This window comes from Euzebya pacifica (genome assembly GCF_003344865.1).
Taxonomy (GTDB): domain Bacteria; phylum Actinomycetota; class Nitriliruptoria; order Euzebyales; family Euzebyaceae; genus Euzebya; species Euzebya pacifica.
Window position 1 is genome coordinate 5,038,584 of record NZ_CP031165.1, and the last position, 26,067, is coordinate 5,064,650.

The window sequence follows — 26,067 nt, forward strand, 5'->3', positions numbered from 1 at the left end:
CCTCCATGAACGCACTCGAGCTCGACACCATCCGCAAGACCTACGGGGAGGGCGAGCAGCAGGTCGTCGCCCTCGACGACGTCTCCATGCAGGTCGCCAACGACGAGATGGTCATCCTCGTCGGCCCGTCCGGGTCCGGCAAGACGACCCTCCTGACCGTCGCCGGTGCGCTGCTGCAACCCACCAGCGGCCGCGTCGTGGTCGGTGACGAGGAGATCGGCACCCTCAACGGCAGGCAGCTCGCCGCCTTCCGGCGCGACCGGATCGGCTTCGTCTTCCAGTCCGTCAACCTGGTGCCGTTCCTGACGGCCCGCGAGAACCTGCTGGTCGTCCGGGACTTCGGTGGCAGCCGCATCGACAAGGCCGCCAAGGAACGTGCCGACCAGCTGCTGGAGGAGCTGGGGCTCGGCGGACGGGCCGACAACCTGCCCTCGCAGCTGTCCGGCGGCCAGAAGCAACGCGTCGCCATCGGGCGGGCCCTGATGAACGACCCGGCGCTGGTGCTGGTCGACGAACCCACCTCCGCCCTGGACAGCGAGCTCGGCCAGCAGGTGATGGAGCTGCTGCGTCGCGAGGTGAAGGACCGCGGTGTGGCCGCGATCGTGGTGACCCACGACGAACGGGTTTTGGACTACGGCGACCGTTCGGTCCGCATCGTCGACGGTGCCCTCGAGGAGGGTTCCGTCGAGGGCGTGGCCAAGGCCGACAACAGCGGCTGACCCCCCGTCAGCGCGCCGGTCCCCCGACCGGCCGCACGACCACCGTCCAGCCCTCCCCCGGGTGCACCACCGCGTCGTAGCCGAGGTCCAGCAGCGCGGCCTCGGCACGGCCCGCCGCCAGCCCGTCGGCGACGTCGATCCGGTCGGCCACGAACGACCCGCCACCGGCCGCCCCGGCAACCCGCTGCCACTCCCAGTCCTCGGGCAGCCCGGCCCGCACCGGCGCCCCCTCCCCCGTGGCCAGCCGCCGGGCCAGCCATCCCCGACCGTGCGGGAACAGGTCGGTCTCGGGCGGGCGGACCAGCGCCTTGCCACCACCGGTTGCCGAGGTGTCCACGACGTCCAGGCCGCGGACGACCACGACGGGCACCCCGGCGGACTTGTCGCGGACCATGTCGGCCGCGCCCGCGACCTGGTCGGCCTGGGCGATCAACGTCACCCGCAGCGTCTGGCCCTCCCGGTCGACGGTGCCGCGCTCGTCGCGGAGCGCGTCCATGCCGGCCACCCCCAGCGCCACGTCGGTCTGCCCCTCGCGCCAGGCCCGACCGAAGGTGTCGGACACGATCACGGCAACGTCCACCGCGGCCAGCCGGCGCAGGCCGTCACGGAGCGCCTCGGCCGCAGCGTCGACGTCGTCCGGCAGGAGCAGCAGCTCGCCGCCGGGCACGTTGGAGGCATCGATCCCGGCGTTGGCGCACACGTAGCCCTGCCTCGTCCGGACCACCACCACGTGGGGCGTGTCGACGACGACGTCGTCGGCCACCTCGGCGGACATCGCGATGCGCCGTCGGGCGTCCTCGACCTGCTCGCCGGGCAGCGGGCTGGCAGTCAGGCCCATCGCCTTGCTGACGACCTTGGAGGACACCACCACGACGTCGCCGTCACGCAGGCCGATCGCCGCGCTGATCAGGCCGGGCAGGTCGTCGCCGGGGCGAACCTCCCCGATACCCCTGACGGGGAGGAGCGTGATGTTCATTGCGGGTCAGGCTAAGCGGGCAGAGTGGGGCCATGGCAAACAACGACGCAATCAACCTCATGGTCGAAGGCCAGGAGTCCGTGACGTGGGCGCAGTGGGTCGCGCTCGCCGAGGCGGCGGAATCCGCCGGCCTGCAGGGCCTGTTCCGCAGCGACCACTACGCCAGCGTGCAGGGCCGCACCGAACGCAGCGCCCTCGACGCGTGGTCGACGCTGGCTGCCCTGGCCGCCCTGACCGACACCATCCAGCTGGGCACGATGGTCTCGCCCGCCTCGTTCCGCCACCCGTCGGTGCTGGCCAAGCAGGTCGTCGTTGCCGACCACGTGTCGGGTGGACGGGTCGAGCTCGGCTTCGGCGCCGGCTGGAACGAGCTGGAGCACACGATGTACGGCTTCGACTTCGCTGACCTCGGCACGCGCTACGACGTGATGGCCGAGCAGATCGAGATCATCCGTCGGCAGTGGACCGAGGAGTCCGTCGACTTCGACGGCGAGCACTACACGCTGGCCGGCTGCGAGGCCCGCCCCAAGCCGCTCGGCCACGTCCCGATCATCATGGGTGGGCAGGCCCAGCCGCGCGGGGCAGAGCTCGCCGCCCGGTGGGCCGACGAGTACAACACGACCTTCCCCAGCACCGACGCGGTGCGCGAACGCAAGGCCCGCCTGGACGCGGCGTGCGAGGAGGCCGGCCGTGACCCGCTGCCGATGTCGATCATGACCGGCTGCATCCTGGGCGAGACCGAGGCCGACGTGCACGCGAGGGCCGAGCGGATCATGGCATGGTCCAACGCCGACGGCAGCGCCGAGGAGTGGCTGGCCGGGCTGCGACACGAATGGGTCGTCGGCACCGTCGAGCAGGCGCAGGCCCGGCTGGAGGAGTACCGCGAGGCGGGGATCAGCCGCTTCTTCCTGCAGCACCAGCTCCACGACGAGACCGACATGGTCGCCCTGATGGGCCAGCTCAACTAGCCCACGTTCGAGGTGCACGGACCGGCCGGGTCGGTGCCCGGCCGGCTCGTCAGGCCGCCTGGAGGGTGCCGAGCATCCCCACGGCGGTCTCGGCCAAGCGGGTGGAGACGTCGACGTCGACCATCATCGTGTCGGTGACGGCGACGTCGACCCCGGTCGCGCGGATGGCGTCGGCGCTGGCGGCGTCGGCGGTGTCGATGACCCAGCCGTCGAGGAAGTCGGCGTAGAGTCCGGCGACGCCGGCGGCGCTGACCTCGGCCCCGACCGCTGGCAGCAGCTTGTCGGCCATGCCTCGCACGACCCGCCCGCCGACGATCGGGCTGACCCCGACGACGGGCTTGTCGCGCAACAGCTCGCGGACGGGGGCGATGTCCAGGATCGTGCCGATCGACACGACGGGGTTGGAGGGGCACAGGACCACCAGGTCGGCGCCCTCGATGGCGGCGACCACGGCGTCGGTCGCCCGTGCGTCCTCCCCGCCCTCCAGCCAGACCCGGTCGATCGGTGATGCCGCTCGTTCACCGACCCACCACTCCTGGAAGTGCAGCTCGCGTCCGTCGCTGGTCCGCACCCGGGTGGCCACCGTCGCATCGGTCATCGGCAGCAGCGCGAACGGCAGGTCCCACGCCGAAGCGATCGTGCGGGTGGCGTCGGTCAGCGTGCCCCCCTCGCCGATGACGCGGGCCCGGACGAGGTGGGTGGCGATGTCGCGGTCGCCGAGGGTGAACCAGTCCGGCTGCCCGTAGCGACCCTTCAGCTCCGCGGCGACGGTGAACGTCTCCTCGGCCCTGCCCCAGCCCTGCTCGGGGTGGACCCCGCCACCGAGGGTGTAGGTGATGGTGTCCAGGTCCGGGGAGACGTGGAGGCCGTGGATCGCCAGGTCGTCACCGGTGTTGGCGACGACGGTCAGCGACGCGGGGTCGACGGCACGGACCAGGCCGCGGAGGAAGCGTGCGGCACCGATGCCGCCAGCGAGGGAGACGACGTTCATGTGGCCCGGCAGCCTATTGGCGGCCGGGCCACGACGCACAGGCGACAGGTGGCCCTAGCCGCCCGAGCCGGTGCCCTCCTCGATCTGGGTCACGACGGCCTCGCTGACCACGGCCACGCCACCGACGACCGTCAGGCCGGGCGGGGTGGTGAAGCCGATGGCGTCCAGGAAGTCCTGGGTCTCCTGCGGCAGTCGCGTGGGCTCCACACCCAGCTGCGGAGCGCCCCGACGCACGGCCAGCGGTGCCGACGCCAGCGCGTAGGTCCAGGCGTCGCCGTCACGGCTGTTGGACAGGTCGACGACGATGAACTCGCGCGTGGCCGGGTCGGGGGTCCCGATGACCTCCGGCCACAGGTCGCTGGCGATCAGCGCCCCGGTCTCGAACCGGTTGGCACCGGCCAGTCGACGACCGCCGGGGGCCTGGTTGACGGCCGCGTCGGGCACCACGGCCGAGCCGCCGAGCGCGACGGTGGAGGTGATGTTCTCGTCAGCCAGCAGCTGCGCGGTCGCGGGGTGCAGGTCATCACCCACGGTCAGCAGGATGGGCTGTCCGACCGCGCCACCGAAGGCGCCACCGAGCACCGAGTCGGGGAAGTTGTTGCCGGTCGCCAGCAACGCCTCGGTGGTCCCGGGGTGCTGCCGCAGGACTTCCACGGCGATCTCGACCGCGGTCTCGACACGGCTGGCGCCGCCGAAGCGGACGACCTCGTAGCCGGCGTCGCGCAGCTCCTGTTCGACCGCTGCGGACACCGCGTTCTCGGAGCCGAGGATGTTGACCCGTCCGCCGTCGGGCAGGGCCCGGTCGATCTCCGCACGGGTGTCGGTGTCCAGCGGGATGTCCGGGCCACCGTCGGTGTAGAGGATGCAGGCGTCGTCCCCGGCCAGCGGTGCCCCGGCGAGGGCGTCGGCGAACACGTCGTTGCGGGCCAGGACGATCCCGCCGGCGGTGTCGTCGGTGGGGAACAGCAGCTGGCAGATCTGGATGGCGACGTCGTCGGGGGTCTCGGCGTCCAGGCGCGCGGTGCCCTGGCTGACGGCGGCCAGCTGCAGTCCGACCCCGCTTGCGGGAACGGAGAAGGCCGTGTTGACCATGATCACCCTGCCGTCGTCGGTGATCGGGGCGATCCGTTCGCCCCGGAAGTCACCGAAGAAGGCGTCGGGGTCATCACCCGTCGTGGTCACGAGGTCGCCCGTGCGGCTGTCCACGGCGGAGAGGCCGAAGCCGAACGCGGAGTACCACACAGTGCCCTTGGCGTCGACCTTGGGCTCGCCGGTGTTGAGGAAGCTCGGGGTCGGGTCGTGGGTCCAGACCGGCTGGCCGGTCTCGAGGGAGATGGCGAAGACGCTGTCGCCGCTGGGCTCGACGGTGACGATCACGTCGTCGGCGAGTGCCAGCCGGTCGACCCAGTAGCCGAGGCCCGCCTGGTCGGCGGTGTCGTCCCGCTCGTAGACAACCGACCAGTCCTCGACCAGGTCGTCCCCGGACCGGTCGTAGCGCGTGACGGTCTCGGGGAAGGCGTCGTCGTGGACCACGATCCCGCCGTCGAGCGCGACCACCTGCGCGACGTCGCCGACCTCGATGGTGGACAGGGTTGCCCCCGTGGCGACGTCGAACACCCCGAGGAGGTTGGGCGTGTCGGTGTCGAACCCGAGCCGGAACGGGAAGTAGAACGACGCCTCGTCGGGCGCGACGACCAACCGGGGGAAGAAGGACCCCTCCCAGCCATCGAAGTAGGTCTCCCAGGCCATCGTCATGTCGGCGCCGGACAGGTCGATGCCGACCAGCCAGCGGTCGAAGTTGCGGCGCTGGTTGAACATCAGCATGTCGCCGGCCAGGACGAGGTGGCCGCTGTCGAGGTCCCCACCGAGGCACGCCGGGTTGCCGTCGTCCGGCACGTCACCGGGCGTGTTGGTGACCGGCCCCTCCCACGCTCGCACGACCGAGCCGTCGGCAGCATCGATCTCGAGGATCCCCGGCAGGTCGGCGACGGTGTGGCCGGCACCTCCGGTGGTGAAGGCGTAGACGAACCCGTCGTCGCTGGCCACGGGCAGGCATCCGGAGTCCATGTTGTCCAGCTGCCATGCGACCGAGCCGTCATCGGCATCGATGGCGACCAGCACGTCGACGGTGGTGCCGTCGGGCTGGGACTCGTGGGCGTTCAGCACCACATGGCCCTCGCTGTCACGGATGACCTGTGTTGCGTGGCTGCCGTCGCGTCCGAGCTGTGGGTGCTGCACCGCCCACTCGAGCCCAGCCACCGTCGGGCCGGCACCGGGGCTGGAGAAGTCCCCCTGTGACGACCCGGCTGCGCTGCCACCCGGGAGTGGGCCGGCGAAGGCGGGCAGCGGGCCCAGCAAGGCAACGACGATGGTCACGGCCAGGGCAACGGCCCCGGGGCGAAGTCGACGGGTGAGCAAGTACACAGGTTCCTCCTGGCGCGTGGGCGCAACCCCCTCAGGGCTGCATGTCTGGGCGGCGACGACGAGTTCCCCGCTCGTCGATCGAGGTCACCCTAGGTCATGCTCTCCGTCTTCCGGAGCTCCCGTCATCGTTTCGTTCCCGGCGCTCGTGGCGTCGGGACCCGCCGGCTATAGCCTTGTCGCCCATGACACAGACCGACTCTGGTCACCTGTCCACCGCCGACGCAACGCCTGTCACGCCCGACCCCGTGAACGCCCACGCGATGCGCCGCGCCCTTGCCCGCGCCGACGCGGGCAAGCAGCTGAACGCCGACGAGGCCGCCGTGCTGATCCGCGCCCGTGGCGAGGACCTCCAGCGGCTGATGGCGCTGGCCGCCCGTGTTCGCGACCAGGCCTTCGGCGACCGCATCACCTACAGCCGCAAGGTGTTCATCCCCCTCACCCACCTGTGCCGCGACACCTGTGGCTACTGCACGTTCGCATGGCCGCCAAAGGGCGACATCCCCGCGTTCATGTCCCTCGACCAGGTCGTGGAGGTGGCACGACAGGGCGCCGCTGCCGGCTGCAAGGAGGCGCTGTTCACCCTCGGCGACCAGCCGGAGGAGCGCTATCCCGCCGCCCGCCAGTGGCTTGACGAACGTGGGTACGACTCGACCCTCGCCTACCTGCGTGCGGCGGCGATCCACGTGATCGAGGAGACGGGGCTCATCCCCCACCTCAACCCGGGCGTGATGTCGTGGACTGACCTCGCGACCCTCAAGCCGGTGTCGGGCTCCATGGGGATCATGATGGAGTCGACCTCCGACCGGCTGCACGAGAAGGGCATGCCGCACCACAACTGCCCGGACAAGGTGCCGGCGGTGCGCCTGCAGGTGCTGGAGGACGCGGGCAAGCAGTCGGTGCCGTTCACCTCCGGCATCCTGATCGGCATCGGCGAGACCCCCGAGGAACGGGCCGACACCCTCCTCGCGATGGCGTCATCGGCCCGTCGGTACGGTCACCTCCAGGAGGTGATCGTGCAGAACTTCCGGGCCAAGCCCGATACCGCGATGCGCGACCACCCCGAACCGGACCGCGACGACCTGCTGGCCACCGTCGCCACCGCCCGGTTGGTCCTGCCCACCCGCGTCCACCTGCAGGCCCCGCCGAACCTGTCCCCCGAGGACGTCGAGGTCATCGTCGGCGCCGGCATCGACGACTGGGGAGGGGTGTCGCCGGTCACCCCCGACCACGTCAACCCCGAGGCACCCTGGCCCCACCTGGACGAGCTGACGGCCCGCACCGCCGCGGCGGGCAAGGAGCTGACCGAGCGCCTGTGCGCCTATCCCGAGTGGGTCCGCCGGCCCGACCCGTGGCTGGCCGGGCAGATGCGTCGCCCGATCCAGGCGCTGGCCACCGACGAGGGGCTGGCCCGTCCCGACACCGCCCCGCAGCCGCAGCCGTGGCAGGCCCCCGACATGCTCGAGGCGCAGGGCGGCGACGACCGCTGGACGTCCGCAGCGGCCGGCGACGGCGTCACCGGCTGGAGCCGCGGCGAGGGCGAGCTGCGCACCGACGCCGACGACGTCTACGGCGACACCGGCCTGATCGCCGCCGAGTCGCTGGCCCGCCGGCCCGTCCGCGAGCGGCTGACCGGTGACGTGGCCGGCATCCTGCGTCGTGCGGTGGACGGCACCCCGCCCACCGAGGAGGAGGCGCTGGTCCTGTTCGGCGCCGAGGGCCCGGACCTGACGGCGGTCACCGAGGCCGCCGACGAGGTACGCCGTGCCCGCGTCGGCGACACCGTCACCTACGTCGTCAACCGCAACATCAACTTCACCAACGTCTGCTACGTCGGCTGCCGGTTCTGCGCCTTCGCCCAGCGACGCGACGACCCCGACGCCTACACCCTGTCCCTCGACGAGGTCGCTGACCGGGCGGAGGAGGCCTGGGCGTTCGGTGCCACGGAGGTGTGCATGCAGGGCGGCATCCACCCCGACCTGCCGACCGACCACTACGAGCACCTGCTGCGGGCCGTGAAGGCCCGCGTGCCGGACATGCACATCCACGCGTTCTCCCCCATGGAAGTCGTGACCGGCGCCACCCGGGCCGGCATCAGCGTCAAGGAGTTCCTGGGCCGGGCGAAGGCCGCGGGCCTGGACACCATTCCGGGCACTGCCGCGGAGATCCTCGACGACGACGTCCGCTGGGTGCTGACCAAGGGCAAGCTGCCGACCGCCGCGTGGGTCGACGTCATGCGCAACGCCCACGCGCTGGGGATCCCGTCGACGTCGACGATGATGTTCGGCCATGTCGACCAGCCCCACCACTGGGCCGGACACCTGCACCTGCTCCGCCAGCTGCAGGTCGACAGCCGCGAGGCCGGCAACCCCGCACGCTTCACCGAGTTCGTGCCGTTGCCGTTCGTGCACGCCCAGTCGCCGATCTACCTGGCCGGCGTCGCCCGTCCGGGCCCGTCGTGGGAGGACACCCTCAAGGTCCACGCGATCGCCCGCCTGGTCCTGCAGGGCGAGATCGACAACATCCAGCTGAGCTGGGTGAAGCTCGGCGTCGAGCGGACCACCGAGCTGCTTGACGCCGGCGTCAACGACCTCGGCGGCACGCTGATGGAGGAGACCATCTCGCGCATGGCCGGATCCGACCACGGTGTCCGCAAGGACCCGGAGGACCTGCGTGCCATAGCCGCAGCTGCCGGTCGTCCGGTCGCCGAACGGTCCACCGACTACCGCCGGAAGGAGCCGGCCGGGATCCGATACCGGATCTCGCCCGACGCTGCCTGACGTGGACGGGTCGGGGGCGTCCGGCGTCGAGCCGAACCCCACCGACGCCACGACCGACCGCCGGGCCCTCCTGGCGGTCGCCGCCACGTTCGCCGCCAACGCCGGGGTCTACGGGTCGTTGTTGCCCCGGTTCCCCCAGCTCGCCGATCGGCTGGACGCGGGCGAGGCCGCGTTCGGGCTGGCGCTGCTCGGTGGCGGGCTCGGCGGGTTGATCGGCAGCACGCTGATGCCGACGGTCGTCCGACGCCTGGGCGGGTTCGTGCCGACCATCCGCTGGGCCGTGCCGGTCATGCTGCTCGGCGGCGTCGCCACCGGCGTTGCCCCCACCCTCGTGGTGTTCGGGCTGGCGATGCTGGTCATGGGGCTGGCCGACGGGGTGCTCGACCCGGCCATGAACGAGCTGGCCCTGGGCGAGCAGCAGCGTCGCGGTCGGTCGGTGATGGGTCGGATGCACGCGACATGGTCGGGGACCACGACCGCGGCGGTTGGCGTCGGCACCCTGCTCGCGGCAGCGGACGTGCCCGTCGGCCTGCACGTGGGTGTGGTCGCCGCCGTCATGGGGCTGCTGCAGCTCGTCGTCGGCCGGGGACTGCGGGAACGAACGCAGGGCGCGGCTGCCCACGCCGACCCCGGCGAGCCGACCCCCACGGAACGGGGCAGCCTGCGCGAGGGGCTGTGGGTGCGCCCGGGTCCCCTGCTGACCGTGGGCGCGGTCGGCGTGATGGGTGTGGCCGCCGCGTGGGTGGAGGTACCACCGCAGGACTGGAGCGCCCTGCTGCTGTCCCGTGAGCTCGGCGCGTCGGCTGGCCTGGCCGGTGCCGGTCCGCTGGTGTTCGTCGGTGGGGTGTTCCTCGGCCGGACCGTCATGGACCGGCTGGTCGACCGGTTCGGCGGCCGCCGGGTTGCCATCGGTGCGGGGCTGGCCTCGCTGGTCGGCGTCAGCGCCGGCTTGGTCACGACCGCGTCGACCGGTTCACCCTGGCCCCTGCTGGTCGGCCTGCTGCTCGGTGGCCTGGGCGCCTCGCCGGTGTTCCCGTTGATGTTCACCGCCGGTGACGCGGCCGCACAGCGGCTGGGTCGCCCGGCGGGAACCGGCGGCAGCCTCGTGTCGGCCGCCAGCCGGCTGGGATTCCTGTCCTCGCCCGTCCTGGTCGGGTTCGTCGCCGAACGCCTCGACCTGGTCGTGGCGCTGGCGATCACCCCGCTCGGGGCGCTGCTGATGCTGGCGACCCTGCCACGGATGCTGCGAGCCGCCGACCGCTGACCCCGGGTCGGGTCAGACGACGGTGACCGTGCCGGACATGCCACCGTGGATGGTGCAGTAGTACTCGTAGTCCCCGGGCTCGAGGTCAGCGACGCCGATGACGGACGCCATGCCGCCGGAGGACGCGAACTCCGAGCGGAACAGGGGCCGACGGTTGGCGTCGGTCTCCCGCGACTGGATGTTGTGGTCGAGCGTGTCGCCGTTGACCAGCATCAGCCCCTGGCCCTCGGGGACCACGTTGATGTTCGGCACGAAGACCAGCGAGCCCGCTGGCGCCGTGACGACGGTCTCGACCAGCGGGGTGGTCGGCTCGTCGGTGGACGACGGCGGGTAGTGCACGCCATCGTGCACCCAGGCCACGGCGTTGACGAAGCGGGCCTGCCAGTCGGCACGGTCGTAGGTGTCGTCGTAGTGGCCGAGGTTGGTGTACCAGACACGTCCGGTGCCGTGGCCGTCGGCGGTCTTGACCCACTCGACGGGCTGGTCGTCGTCGTAGCTGCTGATGACCGGGCCGAGGGAGGGCGGGTTGCCGAGCCCGTAGGTGTCGGTCTCGTCGAGGCTCAGGAGCACCCGCACGTCCTGGGTGCCACGCGGGTTGACCTGCCACTTGTAGTACTCCTCGCGGAGCGGGAAGGAGTCGCCCTCGACATCGGCGTTGATCGGGTGGCTGGCGTTCTCGACCTGCACCGTCGCCTCGTCCAGCTCGTCGACCGGCGCGACGACGAAGGTGTTGCCCGTGTGGGGGTGGCTGTCGAACGCCGCCCCGACCATGGTCTGGTAGAAGTCCCACTCGTAGTTGGTGTCGGCGGCCGCGTGGATCCCCATGAACCCGCCGCCGTCGCGAACCCACTGCTCGAACATCGTCTTCTGCGCGTCGGTGAACGGCGTCTCGCCGGTCGTGTTGGCGAACAGCACGATGTCGGTCTCCGCCAGCGTCTCGGCGGTGAAGTCGGCCACGTCCTCCGTCGCCGTCACGGTGAAGGCCCCGGTCTCTGCGGCCAGCCCCGTGATGACGGCGACGGAGTGCTCGATGGACCCGTGGCGGAACCCCTCGGTGCCGGAGTACATCAGGATGTGCGGGATCTCCGGTTCCCCCTCCGGCGGGACGGTCTCGTCGGCCGTCGCCGGCAGGGCAACGACGCTGGCCAGCAGGACCGCGAGGAATCCGGCGAGGACGCGCAGCCTGGCGGCGGGGAGGATGGTTCCGGGGATGGTCGGCATGTCGGCTCCGGCATGATCGGCTCGTGCGGCGGTTCGGCGAATCTTCGTGAGGGACCGCCTCTGCCCTTGTTTTCGCCGCTGGGGACGCGAGTTCCTGCTGACCCTCCACATTTTTGTTGCGAGGTCATACATTCAAGGGCCACAAGAGGGTTTCGCCTCGCTGAGGACGAACTACTGTGTGACGAGCCGCCGCAGCCGAAAGGTCCGATGTCATGGACGCATCTCCCGTCAACAACCCGCGCTGGGGTCTCTGGCTGCTGGGCGCCAGGGGGTCCGTCGCCACGACGATGACCGTCGGCTGGGCGGCGATGGTGGCCAACCTCGCCGGACCCGAGGGCATGGTCACCCAGCTGTCGGCTTTCGACGGTGTCGGCCTGCCGGGGTTGTCCGACCTGGTCATCGGCGGCTGCGACATCGGCCAGGTCCCGCTGGTCAAGCGCGCCGAACAGCTCGAGACCGCCGGGGTCGTGCCGCGGGGCATCGCCAAGCGCGTGGCCGACGACCTCGCGACGGTGGACGCTCGGTTGACCGGCGGGGTCAGCGCACAGGACGTGGCCGCGCACCCGGCGGAGGCGCTCGCCCGGCTGCAGGCCGACCTGGCCGCGTTCCGCAGCGACCACGACCTGGACCATGTGGTGGTCGTCAACGTCGCCTCCACCGAACCGCCGATCGAACCCCACGACAGCCACAGCGACGTCGACGTCCTCCTCGCCGCGCTCGACGCCGACCAGCCCGTCCTCTCGCCCGCCCCTCTGATGGCGGTGGCCGCCCTCACCTCCGGGGCCGCGTTCGTCGACTTCACCCCCTCCAGCGCCACCGTGATCCCGGCGATCCAGCAGCTCGCCGAACGCCACGGACTGCCTCTGGCCGGCCGTGACGGCAAGACCGGCGAGACCCTGCTCAAGACCGCGCTGGCACCCATGTTCGCCGACCGGGCGCTGAAGGTCCGGTCGTGGTCGGGCATGAACCTGCTCGGTGGCGGTGACGGGCAGACGCTGGCCGATCCCGTCCACGCCCGCTCGAAGCTGGAGTCCAAGGCCGCGCCGCTGCAGGCCATCCTCGGCTACCAGCCCGACGGGCCCGTGCGCATCGACCACGTCGCCGACCTCGGCGACTGGAAGACCGCGTGGGACCTGATCACCTTCGAGGGGTTCCTCGGCACCCGCATGCAGCTGCAGTTCACCTGGCAGGGCTGCGACTCGGCGCTGGCCGCCCCGCTCGTCCTGGACCTGGCCCGGCTGGTGGCGCTGGCCATGGCCGCCGGTGAGGCCGGCCCGCTGCCGGCCCTCGCGTACTTCTTCAAGGACCCCGTCGGCAGCAGCCAGCACCGCCTGGCCGAGCAGTTCACCGACCTGATCGCCTGGACCCGGACGACCGCCGCGACCACGGGCACGACCGCCCCGTGAGCCTGCCGACCGCCGACACCCTCGCCGAGCTCGTCCGGCTGCCTGCTGTCCTGTCGGTGCCCGGGGACGCCTGGACCGGCGCCGCATCGACGGGCAACCGGCGGGGCTGGGCGATGCCGGCCGCATCGGCGCTGATCTACCTGGGCGGCATGGCCCTCAACGACTGGGCCGACCGCGAGCTGGACGCCGAGGAGCGACCCGAACGCCCGATCCCCTCCGGCCGCATCAGCCCGACCGCGGCCCTCGCCGTCGGGGCCGGCATGGTCGCCGGGGGCGTGGGCGTGGCCGGCGCGATCGGTGGCCGGGCGGGGCTGCGCATCGCCGTGCCGCTGGCCGCCTCGGTCTGGACCTACGACGTCGTGGCCAAGGACACCCCTGCGGGCCCGGCCATCATGGCGTTGTGCCGCGCGCTGGACGTGCTGCTCGGCGCGGCCGGCGGTGACGTCACGAGGGCCCTGCCCGCCGCGGCGTTGGTCGGCACCCACACGCTGACGGTGACGACGGTCAGCCAGCACGAGGTGCACGGCGCATCCGTCGACGTGCCCCTGACCGCGCTGCGACGGACCGCCGCGACGGCGTTGGGCCTGCTCGCCCTGGGACTGCCTGCCCACGAGGAGGAGGGGCGGGGCGCCGCTGGCCTGCGCCGCCTGGCGACCGCCGGCGCAGCCGCGAGCTACCTGGCCATCGTCGGGGGCGGGTACAAGGCCGCCGTCGCGGCCGACGGCGACGCGGGCGCGGTCCGCCAGTCCGTCGGCACCGGCGTCATGGGGGTCATCCCGCTGCAGTCGGGGCTGCTCGCCTCGACGGGGTCGTGGCTGCGCGCCGCCATCACTGCCAGCGCCGTGCCCGTGGGCCGGCACCTGCGCAGGAAGCGAGCGGTGACGTGACCGGCCTGTCCTTCGCCTACGGCAGCAACGGGCTGGGTGACCACCGGCTGGCCGACGCGTGCGCGTTCCTGGCCGACGAGGGCTACGACGGCATCGCCCTGACGCTGGACCACCAGCACCTCGACCCGTTCGGTCCCCACCTCAACCGCCGCGTGGACGAGGTGCGTCGGTTGCTGGACGACCACGCCCTGTCCGTCGTCGTCGAGACGGGCGGCCGCTTCGTGCTGGACCCGCGCAACAAGCACGAACCCACGCTGGTCTCCCCTGAGGACGGGGACCGGCGGGTGGACTTCTACCGCCGCGCCGTCGACATCTGCGTGCGGCTGGGCTCGCCCGTGCTGCACCTCTGGTCGGGGGTCGACCGGGCGGGCGACGCCGACGCCGCCTGGGGCCGGCTGACCGACGGGCTCGGGTCCGTCCTGGACGCCGCCGCCGAGGCAGGCATCGTCGTCGGGCTGGAGCCCGAACCCGGCATGGTCGTGGACACCATCGCAGCGTGGGAGCGGTTGTTGGACCAGCTGTCCCACCCGGCGCTGGCGATGACGCTGGACATCGGCCACTGCCAGTGCCTTGAGGACGCCCCCATCGCCGACTGCATCCAGCGGGTCGCCGACCACCTGGTGCACGTGCAGATCGAGGACATGGTGCGTGGCGTGCACGAACACCTGCCGTTCGGTGACGGCGAGATCGACTTCCCGCCCGCCATGGCCGCGCTGCAGGACATCGGTTACGACGGCCTCGTGTCGGTGGAGCTGACCCGGCACGGACACACCGCCCACACGATGGTGCCCGAGGCGATCCGCTTCCTGCGTGCGGCGACGCCGACCGTGACATCGACCCCTGACCAGACCAACGGGAGGGTTCCTGCGTGACCACCGACGACCATCGCTGGACCGACGACATCGACTCGCGGCTGTCGGCCGTGCTCGACGCCGACGCCTCTGGCTGGCTCGGTGACGCCCGCGTGGCCGTCGCCGAGTCGCCCGCCACCATCCGTGCCCGGTTCCCCGCTGTGTCGCGCAAGGTCGGGCGTGGCCCGCTGGACCCCGCGGCCGACCCCGACGACCCGTTCGTGGCGACCGTCGACGACGGCGCACGGGCGCTGCTGATCGCGTCCCTGCCGGCCGCCGACCGGCCCGTCGAGCTGCCCGAGCTGTACCGCCACGGCGACACCCGCGAGAAGCGCGGTGCCCTGCGGTCCCTCGACCTGCTGGCCGCCGAACCCGGCGGGCTGGACGGCCCCATGCGCCCGGTCGCCCGTGACCTGGTCGACGACGCCATGCGGACCAACGACACCCGCTTGGTGGCCGCGGCCCTCGGCACCGCCGGGGTGGCCGTGCTGGACGACGAGGCCCTTGCCCAGGCCGTCCTGAAGTGCGTCTTCGTCGGCGTCGACATCGACCGCATCCCCGGCCTGCACGACCGGGTCACCCCCGAGCTGTCGCGCATGATGGCGGACTTCGTGCACGAACGGATCGCCGCCGGCCGTGACGTCCCCGCCCAGGTGTGGCCCGTCATCGACGCCCACCCTCCGACCGACCGGCTCGCCGCCATCGAGGCCGAGCTCGACCAAGCCGAGGCCCGCCGCGCCGATGCCGCCCGTCGTGCCCTCGCCCTGCGGGGCTGACCCACGCCACGAGCCACCCCTCCACTCCTCCACCCCACTGCTGACGAACGGACGCGACCGATGCGCATCTTCGACCCCCACATCCACATGACGTCCCGGACCACCGACGACTACGAGGCGATGGCCGACGCGGGCGTCACCGCGCTTGTCGAGCCGGCGTTCTGGCTGGGGCAGCCGCGCACCAACGTCGGCAGCTTCGTGGACTACTTCGCCTCCCTCGTGGGCTGGGAGCCGTTCCGCGCCGCACAGTTCGGCATCGCCCACCACTGCACCATCGCGCTGAACCCCAAGGAGGCCAACGACACGGGCCTTGCCAAGGACGTCCTGGAGGTGCTGCCCCGCTACCTGGCCAAGGACCGCGTGGTCGCCGTCGGCGAGGTCGGCTACGACTCGATGACGCCGGCCGAGGACGAGGTGTTCGCCGCCCAGATCGCCCTGGCGCTGGAGCACGAGCTGCCGCTGATGGTCCACACGCCCCACCGCGACAAGCTCGAGGGCACCAAGCGGTCGCTGGACCTGCTGCGCGAGCAGGGGTTCCCGCCCGAGATGACGATCATCGACCACAACAACGAGCTGACCGTCGAGCTCCTGGCCGACACGGGCGTGTGGATGGCCTTCTCGATCTACCCCGACACCAAGGTCGACGAGCACCGCATGGTCAGCATCCTCCAGCAGTACGGCACCGAACGGATGCTGGTCAACTCCGCCGCCGACTGGGGTCGTTCGGACCCCCTGAAGGTGAAGAAGACCGCCGACGCGATGCTGGCCGCCGGGTTCGACCAGGCTGACGTCGACACCGTCGTGTGGGACAACCCGGTTGCGGTCTACGGCCAGTCCGGCCGCCTCGAGCTCGACGGCGGCCCGGCCGACCCCAACGCGTTGTTCGAGGGATCCTCCATCAAGCGCGGCGGCAGCTGACCCGTGCGGTTCCGCCATCCCGACGGCACGACGGTCCACCTCGCCTACTGCTCCAACGTGCACCCGGCCGAGGACGTCGACGGGGTCCTCGCACAGCTCGACACCTACGCCCGCCCCATCCGTGAGCGGCTGGGGCGCGATCGGCTGGGCATCGGCCTGTGGCTGGCCGACGATGCCGCGCTGGCGCTGGACACCGACCCGTCGATGCTGGAGGACCTGCGGGTGCGCCTCGCGACGACGGGCTGCGAGGTCGTCACCCTCAACGGGTTCCCCTACGCCGGCTTCCACGACGAGGTCGTCAAGCGGAAGGTGTACCGGCCCGACTGGACCGAGCCGGCCCGCCGCGAGCACACCCTGCGGCTGGCCCGGCTGCTGACCCGCCTGCTGCCCGACGACGTGGAGGTCGGGACGATCTCGACCCTGCCGCTGGGGTGGCGCGAGGGCTTCGACGCCGCCCGCACCCGCGCGGCCGTGGACAACATGGCCGGCCTCGCCGAGGACCTGGCGGCGCTGGCCGACGACACCGGACGACGCGTCGCCCTGGCCGTCGAACCCGAACCCGGCTGCCGGGTGGAGACCACCACCCAGCTGGCCGAGGTGCTGGGCGACGTCGCCGGGCCACACCTGGGTGCGTGCGTCGACCTGTGCCACCTTGCGGTGCAGTTCGAGGACGGTCCCACGGCCGTCGCCGGGTTGGGCGCCGCCGGGGTGCCGATCCACAAGGCGCAGGTGTCGGCCGGGCTCCGTGCCGAGCATCCGGGTGACCCGGCGGTGCGTGCCGCGCTGGCCGCCCACGCCGACTCGCCGTTCCTGCACCAGACCCGCGAGCGGTCCGGTGGGGCGGTGCGCGGCGTGGACGACCTGCCCGAGGCCCTGGCCGGTGGGCTGCCCGGCGAGGAGGAGTGGCGCGTGCACGTGCACCTGCCCCTGCACCACAGCGACGAGGGCACCACCCGTCCGGAGCTCGAGGCGTCCCTGGCCGCGCTGGTCGGCGGCCCGACCGCGGTGACCGCCCACCTGGAGCTGGAGACCTACACCTGGGGGGTGCTGCCCGAGGGCCGCCGACCCGCCGACGCTGCCGACCCGGTCGACGGGCTCGTCACCGGCATCGCCGCCGAGCTGTCCTGGGCCGCCGACCACCTGACCTCCCTCGGCCTGACCGAGCTGCCCTGACCGCGCTGCCCTGACCGCGCTGCCCCGACGCGTGTCGGGTAATCGGCCACCCGTCGCAACAACCCGACACGCCCGAGCCAACCGACCCACCCCAACCCCGACGCGTGTCGGGTAACGGGCCGCCCGTCGCAACAACCCGACAAGGACCCTGCCAGTGACCGACCACGCCACCTCCCGCCGCCCCGTCGTCGTCATCAACGTCGTGGGGTTGACCCCGGCGCTCCTGGAGGAGATGCCGCGGCTGCGGGCCCTGGCCTCCACCGGGTTCACCGCCCCCATGGACGCCGTCCTGCCGGCCGTGACCTGCACCGCCCAGGCGTCGATGTTGACCGGCCTGACGCCGACCGACCACGGCATCGTCGGCAACGGCTGGTACTTCCGCGACCTCGGCGAGGTGTTCCTCTGGCGGCAGCACAACAAGCTGGTCCAGGGCGAGAAGGTGTGGGACGCCGCCCGCGCGGTCGACCCCGACTACACCGTCGCCAACGTCTGCTGGTGGTACGCCATGGGCGCGCCCACGGACTGGACGGTGACCCCTCGCCCGATCTACTACGCCGACGGCAAGAAGGAAGCGGACTGCTACACCCGTCCGCCGGGCCTTCGCGACGAGCTGACCGACAAGTTCGGCACCTTCCCGCTGTTCACCTACTGGGGGCCGACCGCCGCCCTCACCTCCTCACGCTGGATCGCCCGGGCCGCCGCGCACGTCTTCGACACCAAGCAGCCCGACCTGACGCTGGTGTACCTGCCGCACCTCGACTACGACCTGCAGCGGTTCGGGCCCGACAGCCCCCAGGCAACAGCGGCGGCGCTGGCGATCGACGAGGTGGCCGGTGACCTGGCGGAGGGGGCGATGGCGCGCGGCGCCACGGTCCTCGTGGTCAGCGAGTACGGCATCACCCCGGCCAGCCGCCCTGTCGACATCAACCGTGCGCTGCGCGAGGAGGGGCTGCTGGAGGTCTACACCCAGGACGGCATGGAGTACCTCGACCCGTGGGTGTCGCGTGCCTTCGCGGTGGCCGACCACCAGATCGCCCACGTCTACCTCGACGACGCCGCAGACGTCGACGCCGTCCGCACGCTGCTGGAGGGGCTCGACGGCGTCGACCGGGTGCTGGATGCCGACGGCAAGCGCGAGATGGGCCTGGACCACGACCGCGCCGGCGACCTGGTCGTCATCGCCCAGCCCGACGCGTGGTTCACCTACTACTACTGGACCGACGACGAGCGGGCGCCGGACTTCGCGAAGATGGTGGAGATCCACCGCAAGCCCGGCTACGACCCGGCCGAGCTGTTCTTCGACCCCGAGGACCGGGCCGCCAAGGTCAAGGCGGGCGTGGCGCTGGCCCGCAAGAAGGCCGGCCTGCGCTACAAGATGCAGGTCGTCCCGCTGGACCCCTCACCGGTGTCGGGTTCGCACGGCCGCCTGCCCGATGACCCCGATCACGGCCCGGTCCTGATCTGCAGCGACCCGACCCTCACCCGGGACGCGTGGGCCCTGACCGACGTGAAGGACCTCATCCTCCGCGCCGGCGGGTTGACCTGACCCCCGGACCCTGTTTGCAGGACGATCCAACAAAAAGACGAATCGTCCGCAGGACCGCAGTCGGGCACCGTCGAAGCCCGTCATCAGCGTGGGGCGAGAGCGCCCCACCGGATGACAGGAGCCGACCGTGTCGATCCCCCGTGCCCGCACCCGAACCTCGACGGGACTCGTGTCCGTGTTCGTCGCCCTCGTGTTGGCGGCCGCGACGCTCGTCCCCGGCACCGCCCGTGCCGATGACGCCGACGGCCTGCCCGAGGACGCCCCCGACCAGCTGACCACCGACGAGGACAACGCAGAGGCGGGACACGACACCTGCGGGGGCGAGGCCGTGCCCGCCAGCGGGTCGGAGATCCACCGAAAGCTGATCGACGGCCCGCGCCAGCCGGGGTCGGATGCCCTGGCGTTCACCTCCGGGGTGTGTATCTACCTGCCCCCGGACTACCGGACGTCCGGCCTGCACTATCCCGTCCTGTACCTGCTGCACGGTGCGTTCGGCTGGCAGGACGACTGGGTCGTCCAGGGCGACATGCAGGCGATCATGGACCGTGTCCGCGACGGCGACCCCACACAGGACATGATCGTGGTCATGCCCGACGGCGGGTACATGGCCGAGTGGCGTGACGAGGGCGACGGCAGCCTCCAGATCGAGTCCTACGTCATCGACCACGTCATCCCCTACGTCGACACCTGGTTCCGCACCATCCCCGACCGACGCGGCCGAGCGATGGCCGGGCTGTCCAACGGGGGCGCCGGCACCCTGCGGATGGCTGCCCACCACCCCGACCGCTTTCTCGGTGGTCACCGCGATGTCCGCGGCCCTGCCGGTCAACACGGCGGCCGACCGCACCGACGTGCACGCCGTGCACAACGACCCAACCGAGATGGCCGCCAACCTCAACGAGGTCGAGCTGGCCCTCACCTGGGGGCAGACCTGCGGGACCGCCGAGGAGTGCACCGACCCCGACCTGCTGGGCGGGTACGGGTTCGAGCAGGCCTGCTGCAACAACTGGGCCTACGTCGCCCAGCTCGAACGGGTCCGCACGCGCGAGTACGTCCACGAGCCGACCGCCGGGGGCCACTCCTGGCCGTGGTGGCAGCTGTGGCTCGAGGTCAACCACGGCGAGTTCCTGCGCGACCACCTGGCCGACCCTGTGGCCGACCTCGCCGAGCTGGGCCAGCTCGGGGCTCCCGGGGAGTTCGGCCACCGGTCCATCGACGAGGTGGTGGACATCTACGGCTGGACCATCCGAACTGACGAGACCAGGGCGACGGAGATGCTGGAGCTCTCCGCGGTGACGACGGCTGGGCTGGCGCTCACCGGCTCGGGACTCACCACCGTCACCACCCCGCCATCCCACGCCCCGGGGAAGTCGGTGACCGTCCGTGGCACCGGCGTCGACGACGGGCCCGTGGTTGCCGACGATCAGGGCCGCCTGACGTTCGACGTCGACCTCGGCGCGGCCAACACCACGTCGCTGCCACCCGCGGTCGCCGCCGCGTCGGCCGTCACCCGGACGGTCTCCTTCGAAGCTGCCGGGACCCTCGCACATCGTTCCCTCGACAACGCACGCGGCGACTACCACTACTACCTCTACACCCCCGCCGGCTACGACAGCTCGGTCCCGACGCCGGTCCAGCTGGTCATCCACGGTGCCAACACGGTGGCGATGGAGCAGGTCCTGGCCAACGGGCACCACGCCGTCGCCGACCGCGAGGGGTTCATGGTCCTCTACCCGGACTTCGTCAACGAGGGCGACACGAAGCCCGAGGGTGGCGAGTCCACCATCCCGTCGCTGGTGGGGACACATCCCGGCCGGCTGTGGGACTCCAACGACCTCACGAGCAGGGCGACAGGGCAGGGCGACGCCGCCGCGATCGTGGCGATGGTGGAGGACGTCGCATCCATCAGGACGCTGGACCGTGACCGGGTCTACGTGTCGGGCATGTCCTCGGGCGGGATGATGACCAGCCTGCTGATGGGCCTGTACCCCGACGTGTTCGCCGCAGCCGGCATCATCGGCTCCTGCGGGTTCACGGCGGCGGCGTGTGTTGCCGAGGACGTCCAGGGGTTGGACGAGGTCATCGCCCGCGCCGCCCACGAAGCGATGGGCGACCACGCGCGCGTCGTCCCGTTCGTCCAGATCCACGGCCTGCAGGACGCGACGATCCCACCGTCAGCCGCCGACTTCTCGATCCGCCAGTGGCTGATGACCCACAACCTGACCGCTGGCGGCGACACGACCGAGGGCCCGTTCGCCCTCGAACCGGCGGCCCGCCGGGAGGGCATCGTGCCCGAGGGCCACACCTACACCGTCGACACCTACCTCGACGCTGACGGCTGCGTGGTTGCAGAGGCCTGGACGATTCCCCAGATGGGCCATTACTGGCCGGGCGGGTCGGACGACCCGACATGGGCGGAATGGACCGACCATCGTGCGCCGAGCGGGGCTGAGGCCACCTGGGCCTTCTTCGCCCAGCACACCCTGGACGGCCCGACCACCGAGGCCTGCTGAGCCATTCGGGTCAGAGGCCGCCCCCGGGGCGGCCCACCCGACGATCGTCAGGCGACGCGGCCGTCGACCATCGTGATCACACGGTCGGCGGCCGCAGCGACGACCTCCGCATGGCTGACGATGACGACGGTGCGGGTGGGGGTCACCGCGGCGCGCAGCAGCTCGAGCATCTCCGCCTGCGCGACGCTGTCCAGCGCGCCTGTGGGCTCGTCGGCCCAGATGACATCGGGCTCGCTGACCAGGGCGCGGGCCAGAGCCACCCGCTGCTGCTGTCCACCGCTCAGCTGTGCGGGGAACGCGTCCGCTCGGTCCCCCATGCCGACCGACACCAGCGCGTCGCCGGCGCGCTGGCGGATCTCCACCGCCGGCAGCGCGCCGAGCACCAGCGGCAGCTCGACGTTCTCGCGGACCGTCAGGGCAGGCAGCAGGTTGAGGGTCTGGAACACGAACCCCATCCGCTGGGCCCGCAGGTCGGTCCGGCCGTCGTCGTCCAGGTCGGCCAGGGCGACCTCGCCGTCGGCGTCGACCCAGCTGACCGCCCCCTCGTCGGGCGGCAGGATGCCCGACAGGCACTGCAGCAACGTCGACTTTCCGCAGCCGGACGGGCCGCGGACGACCAGCAGCTCGCCGAGGCGGACCTCCACGTCGGCGCCGTCCAGCGCGACGATGCGGCCGTCCCCCTCCCCGAAGGCCTTGCGCAGGCCGGTGGCGCGGACGACGACGTCACCCACGGTCGGGGTCGGGGACGGGGTCTCGACGTCGGTCACGGTGGCCTGGCTCCTCTTGTAGTCGATCGGCTGGCGTCGGCCTCCGACGGTACCGCCACCACGGCCCGATCCACCTCCCGACCCATCACCCCGGGGACATTCGTTCGCTTCCACAACATTTTTCGAGCGCACAGGCAGGGATCGGGCTGGAGCGTGTGGAAGAGGGTGGTCGACCCCCCGGTTCGAAGCCACCACGGGGGTCGAGCCGAACAACCTGACTGGGGAGCCGAGCCATGAGAAGAGCCGCGTTCGTCGCGCTCGTCGCGATCGCGATGGTCCTACCACTGACGGGGGTGTCGCAGGCCCAGCAGCTGGGCATCGACCCCGCCGTCGAACGGGAGGTCCTGTTCAACCAGCTGATCACCCCGACCGCGCTCGAGGTCGCCCCCGACGGGCGTGCCGTCGTCGTCAGTCGCGAGGGACAGATCACCGTCTGGGAGCAGGACGGCTCCACCACCCGGGCGGCCTTCCTGCCCGTCGACGCCTACGACCGCCAGGGCGGTCAGTTCGACGAATCGGCCTGCCCACGGGGCAACGAGTGCCCCGCTGGCTACAACCTGGCCGAGGGCGGCATCCACGGCATCCTGCTGGCACCCGACTTCATGACCTCCGGCGAGCTGTACCTCTACTACACGCCGGTCGACTCCCTCGGTGAGGACATCTGGCCGCCGAAGATGCCCAACGCGCGTCCGCACTGCGACGCCTCCGCCGGCAACGGCTGCCCCTCCTCGGGCAACGACGAGGGCAAGTTCCGCCTGTCGCGCTTCACCATGGACCTCGACACCAACATCATCGACCTCGAGTCCGAGGTCGAGCTGTTCGAGAACCCCGCCGAGTGGTTCTACTGCTGCCACTACGGCGGCGACCTCGAGTGGAAGAACGACGGCACGCTGCTGATGACGACGGGGGACGACACGACGTCGGACCACTCGGGCGGCTACTCCCCGCACGACCAGCGTGCGGACTGGACGTTCAACTCCGCGGCGCTGACCAGCCAGAACCTGGCCGACCGCCGCGGCAAGGTGCTGCGCATCGACGTCGAGGAGCTCGAGTCCGGCCTGGACGGCCCGCTCGGCGACGGCGTGCCCGGCGACCGCCCGGGCATCGACCCCAACCCGTTCGCCGACGACCCCGACGCCGACCCCTACGTCTACGCGCTCGGGTTCCGCTCCAACTACCGGTTTGCCTACAACCCGTCCACCGACCACCTCTACGTCGGCACGGTCGGACCCGACGCCCGCAACCCCAACCCGACCCGTGGCCCCGCCGCCCACGACGAGATCGAGGTCGTCCCGCCGGGCGGTGGCACCAACCACGGCTGGCCGTACTGCATCGCCAACAACCTGCCGTACAACCGCTACGACTTCGCCACCGGCACCGCCGGCGAACCGTTCAGCTGCGCCGGCATGACCCCGGCGACGATCTACTACACCTACGCGCCGAGCAACACGAGCCCGTTCGTGCAGATGGGGCAGGGCTCCAACACCGCGGTGGGCGGCACGGCGTACTTCCGGCCCGAGACCGGCGCGCTGCGGCTGCCCGAGACCTACGACAACCAGCTGCTGTGGATGGATCACGGTCGCGGCCAGATGTGGCGGTCCCCGATCAACGCCGACGGGTCGCTGGACGGCTCGCCCACCTCGTTGCTGCCCGTCGCCATGGGCGGCATCTACCTGGTCAACACCCTCAGCAACCCGATCGACGCGACCGTCGGCCCCGACGGTGCCGTCTACGTGGTCGAGGGCAACGGCTTCTGGAACTCCATCGCCGGCCGGCTGACCCGCATCACCTGTGCAGGCTGCACACCCGACGCGGCTGACTACGGCGGCGACGTGGAGGTCCTGGACCGCACCGCCGAGACCCTGGTCGCCAGCGTGGACGGCGGGATCGTCGACCGGCTGCCCGGCGCCGGCCTGCTCGTCGTGCTGACCACCACGCTGGCGCTGGTCGCCTGGCGTCGACGGGGGGACGTGGTGTGACGTCGACCCGAACCACCCTGCTCGTCCTCGTCGCCGTCATGGCGATGGTCGTCCCGCTGGGCACCGCTGCCAGCGCCCAGTCCCTGCTGCCCGACCCGTCGGTGGACAAGGAGGTGCTGTACGGCGAGCTGATCTCGCCGACGGCGCTGGAGGTCGCCCCCGACGGCCGGGTCATCGTCACGAGCCGCGAGGGGCAGGTGACCGTCTGGGAGCAGGACGGCACCGTGACCCGTGCGGCGTTCCTGCCCGTCGACGCCTACGACCGCCAGGGCGGGCAGTTCGACGTCGAGAACTGCCCACGGGGCGAGGAGTGCCCGGCCGGATTCAACCTTGCCGAGGGCGGCATCCACGGGATCCTGCTGGCCCCCGACTTCATGACCTCCGGCGAGCTCTACCTGTACTACACGGTGGCGAACTCCCTCGGCATGGAGCCGTGGCCGCCGAAGATGCCGAACGCGCGTCCGTTCTGCGACGACACCGCCGGCGACGGCTGCCCCGCCTCGGGCAACGACGAGGGCATCTGGCGCCTGTCCCGCTTCACGATGGACCTCGACGCCAACACCATCGACCTGTCGACTGAGGTGCCGCTCTTCGAGAACCCGGCCGAGTGGTTCTACTGCTGCCACTACGGCGGCGACATGGAGTGGCGCAACGACGGCACCCTGCTGCTGTCCACCGGTGACGACACGACGTCGGACCACTCCAGCGGCTACTCCCCCCACGACCAGCGTGCGGACTGGACCTTCAACTCCGCGGCCCTGACCAGCGCCAACCCGGCCGACCGACGCGGCAAGGTGCTGCGCATCGACATCGAGGAGCTCGAGAGCGGTCTGGACGGTCCGCTGGGCGACGGTGTCCCCGGCGACCGTCCCGGCATCGACCCCAACCCGTTCCTCGACGACCCCGACGCCGACCCCTACGTCTACGCCTACGGGTTCCGGTCGCTGTACCGGTTCGGGTACAGCCCCGAGACCGACCACGTGTACGCCGGCAACGTGGGCCCGGACGCCCGCAACCCCGACCCGACCCGAGGGCCCGCAGCCCACGACGAGATCGAGGTCGTGCCCCCGGGCGGTGGCACCAACCACGGCTGGCCGTTCTGCATCGCCGACAACGTCCCCTACAACGAGTACGACTTCGCGACGGGCGCGGCCGGCGAGCCGTTCAGCTGCGCCGGGATGACCCCCGCAGCGGTCTGGTACACCTACGTCCCGTCGACGACCAGCCCGTACGTGCAGATGGGCGGCGGCGGCAACACGGCCCTGGGTGGCGTGGCGTACCACCGTCCCGACGACGGTGCCCTGCGCCTGCCCGAGGCCTACGACGACCACTTCCTGTGGATGGAGTACAGCCGCGGGGCGGTGTGGCACATGCCGATCGCCGACGACGGGTCGCTGGACAACAGCCCGGCGTCGCTGAACGCCACCGCCAACGGCATCCCCTTCGTGCTGCCGGGACTCAGCAACCCGATCGACATGGCGACCGGCCCCGATGGTGCGGTGTACGTCGTGGAGAGCAACGGCGGTTGGAACTCCATCGCCGGCCGCCTGACGCGCCTGCAGTGCGCTGGTTGCACCCCAGACGCCGCCGACTACGGCGACGGTGTCGAGATCCTCGACCGCCCCGCGGTCGCGTCGGTCGCCGGGGTCGACGGCGGACTGGCATCCGTGCTGCCGACGGCCGGACTCCTCGGGTTGGTGCTCGTGGCGTTGGGCGGACTCGGCGTCCGTCGGCGCCGCCGCGTGATCTGACGACCCGCCCATCACCGGGCCCCGGGGCCGCACGGTGCGAACCGTGCGGCCCCGGTGGGCGTTCCGGGCGCCGTCGTGGGCGCGGAGGGAGCACCCGGACCCGGTTCGCCATGGGCCGGTCCCGGGTACTGACTGTCCCCATGACCCCCTCCCCCTTCCG

General features: G+C 71.8%; 19 protein-coding genes and 1 pseudogene. 15 read left to right on the forward strand and 5 right to left on the reverse strand.

Going from position 1 to position 26,067, the window contains the following annotated elements:
* Positions 1-5: 5 nt before the first annotated feature.
* Positions 6-719: an ABC transporter ATP-binding protein gene (locus DVS28_RS21705; RefSeq protein WP_114594337.1), complete on the forward strand. Its 714-nt coding sequence runs from the start codon at positions 6-8 to the stop codon at positions 717-719.
* 7 nt (positions 720-726) lie between these two features.
* Here the strand turns inward: DVS28_RS21705 and cofE are convergent, their stop codons facing one another.
* On the reverse strand, positions 727-1,695 hold the full coding sequence (cofE, locus tag DVS28_RS21710) for a coenzyme F420-0:L-glutamate ligase (protein ID WP_114593329.1): 969 nt from the start codon (positions 1,693-1,695) through the stop codon (positions 727-729).
* 32 nt (positions 1,696-1,727) lie between these two features.
* Between cofE and DVS28_RS21715 the strand changes: the two genes are divergently transcribed.
* Complete coding sequence (locus tag DVS28_RS21715; RefSeq protein WP_114593330.1) at positions 1,728-2,663, forward strand: TIGR03560 family F420-dependent LLM class oxidoreductase; 936 nt, start codon at positions 1,728-1,730, stop codon at positions 2,661-2,663.
* A 49-nt stretch (positions 2,664-2,712) separates the two neighbouring features.
* Here the strand turns inward: DVS28_RS21715 and cofD are convergent, their stop codons facing one another.
* Complete coding sequence (gene cofD / locus DVS28_RS21720) at positions 2,713-3,654, reverse strand: 2-phospho-L-lactate transferase (protein WP_114593331.1); 942 nt, start codon at positions 3,652-3,654, stop codon at positions 2,713-2,715.
* A 54-nt stretch (positions 3,655-3,708) separates the two neighbouring features.
* Positions 3,709-6,078: a cell wall-binding repeat-containing protein gene (locus DVS28_RS21725; RefSeq protein ID WP_164710888.1), complete on the reverse strand. Its 2,370-nt coding sequence runs from the start codon at positions 6,076-6,078 to the stop codon at positions 3,709-3,711.
* A gap of 182 nt (positions 6,079-6,260) precedes the next feature.
* Between DVS28_RS21725 and DVS28_RS21730 the strand changes: the two genes are divergently transcribed.
* Both DVS28_RS21730 and DVS28_RS21735 read left to right on the forward strand, forming a co-directional pair.
* Positions 6,261-8,855: a bifunctional FO biosynthesis protein CofGH gene (locus DVS28_RS21730; protein WP_114593333.1), complete on the forward strand. Its 2,595-nt coding sequence runs from the start codon at positions 6,261-6,263 to the stop codon at positions 8,853-8,855.
* 1 nt (position 8,856) lies between these two features.
* A complete protein-coding gene (locus DVS28_RS21735) occupies positions 8,857-10,119 on the forward strand; it encodes an MFS transporter (protein WP_114593334.1) in 1,263 nt (420 codons plus the stop codon).
* A 12-nt stretch (positions 10,120-10,131) separates the two neighbouring features.
* Here the strand turns inward: DVS28_RS21735 and DVS28_RS21740 are convergent, their stop codons facing one another.
* Positions 10,132-11,340, reverse strand: coding sequence for a ThuA domain-containing protein (locus DVS28_RS21740; RefSeq protein WP_164710889.1), 1,209 nt, complete (start codon positions 11,338-11,340; stop codon positions 10,132-10,134).
* A 212-nt stretch (positions 11,341-11,552) separates the two neighbouring features.
* On the opposite strand from DVS28_RS21740, the gene DVS28_RS21745 reads away from it, so the two are divergent.
* The 9 genes and pseudogenes from DVS28_RS21745 to DVS28_RS21785 all read left to right on the forward strand — a co-directional run bounded on the left by DVS28_RS21745 (position 11,553) and on the right by DVS28_RS21785 (position 21,410).
* Positions 11,553-12,746, forward strand: coding sequence for an inositol-3-phosphate synthase (locus DVS28_RS21745; RefSeq protein ID WP_114593336.1), 1,194 nt, complete (start codon positions 11,553-11,555; stop codon positions 12,744-12,746).
* A complete protein-coding gene (locus tag DVS28_RS21750) occupies positions 12,743-13,633 on the forward strand; it encodes an SCO3242 family prenyltransferase (protein ID WP_216826213.1) in 891 nt (296 codons plus the stop codon). The genes DVS28_RS21745 and DVS28_RS21750 overlap by 4 nt, the downstream gene beginning before the upstream one ends.
* A complete protein-coding gene (locus DVS28_RS21755) occupies positions 13,630-14,505 on the forward strand; it encodes a sugar phosphate isomerase/epimerase family protein (protein WP_114593337.1) in 876 nt (291 codons plus the stop codon). The genes DVS28_RS21750 and DVS28_RS21755 overlap by 4 nt, the downstream gene beginning before the upstream one ends.
* Positions 14,502-15,260, forward strand: coding sequence for an EboA domain-containing protein (locus DVS28_RS21760; protein ID WP_114593338.1), 759 nt, complete (start codon positions 14,502-14,504; stop codon positions 15,258-15,260). Before DVS28_RS21755 ends, DVS28_RS21760 begins: the two co-directional genes overlap by 4 nt.
* Positions 15,261-15,320: 60 nt before the next feature.
* Positions 15,321-16,178 carry a TatD family hydrolase gene (locus DVS28_RS21765; protein ID WP_114593339.1) on the forward strand — a complete coding sequence of 286 codons (858 nt, stop codon included), beginning with the start codon at positions 15,321-15,323 and terminating at the stop codon, positions 16,176-16,178.
* A gap of 3 nt (positions 16,179-16,181) precedes the next feature.
* Positions 16,182-17,351: a metabolite traffic protein EboE gene (gene eboE / locus DVS28_RS21770; protein ID WP_114593340.1), complete on the forward strand. Its 1,170-nt coding sequence runs from the start codon at positions 16,182-16,184 to the stop codon at positions 17,349-17,351.
* Between the two features lie 232 nt (positions 17,352-17,583).
* Positions 17,584-18,897: an alkaline phosphatase family protein gene (locus tag DVS28_RS21775; protein WP_425461057.1), complete on the forward strand. Its 1,314-nt coding sequence runs from the start codon at positions 17,584-17,586 to the stop codon at positions 18,895-18,897.
* 415 nt (positions 18,898-19,312) lie between these two features.
* Positions 19,313-19,675 (forward strand): annotated as a pseudogene (locus tag DVS28_RS30290) (alpha/beta hydrolase); the annotation flags it as partial.
* Between the two features lie 16 nt (positions 19,676-19,691).
* Positions 19,692-21,410 (forward strand): extracellular catalytic domain type 1 short-chain-length polyhydroxyalkanoate depolymerase, encoded by a 1,719-nt coding sequence (locus tag DVS28_RS21785; RefSeq protein ID WP_245973569.1) that lies wholly within the window; start codon positions 19,692-19,694, stop codon positions 21,408-21,410.
* A gap of 47 nt (positions 21,411-21,457) precedes the next feature.
* On the opposite strand, the gene DVS28_RS21790 is transcribed toward DVS28_RS21785, so the two are convergent.
* Positions 21,458-22,177 (reverse strand): ABC transporter ATP-binding protein, encoded by a 720-nt coding sequence (locus DVS28_RS21790; RefSeq protein WP_164710891.1) that lies wholly within the window; start codon positions 22,175-22,177, stop codon positions 21,458-21,460.
* A 233-nt stretch (positions 22,178-22,410) separates the two neighbouring features.
* Here DVS28_RS21790 and DVS28_RS21795 point away from each other — a divergent pair, with 233 nt between their 5' ends.
* Positions 22,411-24,156: a PQQ-dependent sugar dehydrogenase gene (locus tag DVS28_RS21795; protein WP_114593345.1), complete on the forward strand. Its 1,746-nt coding sequence runs from the start codon at positions 22,411-22,413 to the stop codon at positions 24,154-24,156.
* Positions 24,153-25,907 (forward strand): PQQ-dependent sugar dehydrogenase, encoded by a 1,755-nt coding sequence (locus DVS28_RS21800; protein WP_114593346.1) that lies wholly within the window; start codon positions 24,153-24,155, stop codon positions 25,905-25,907. Before DVS28_RS21795 ends, DVS28_RS21800 begins: the two co-directional genes overlap by 4 nt.
* Positions 25,908-26,067 lie beyond the last annotated feature (160 nt).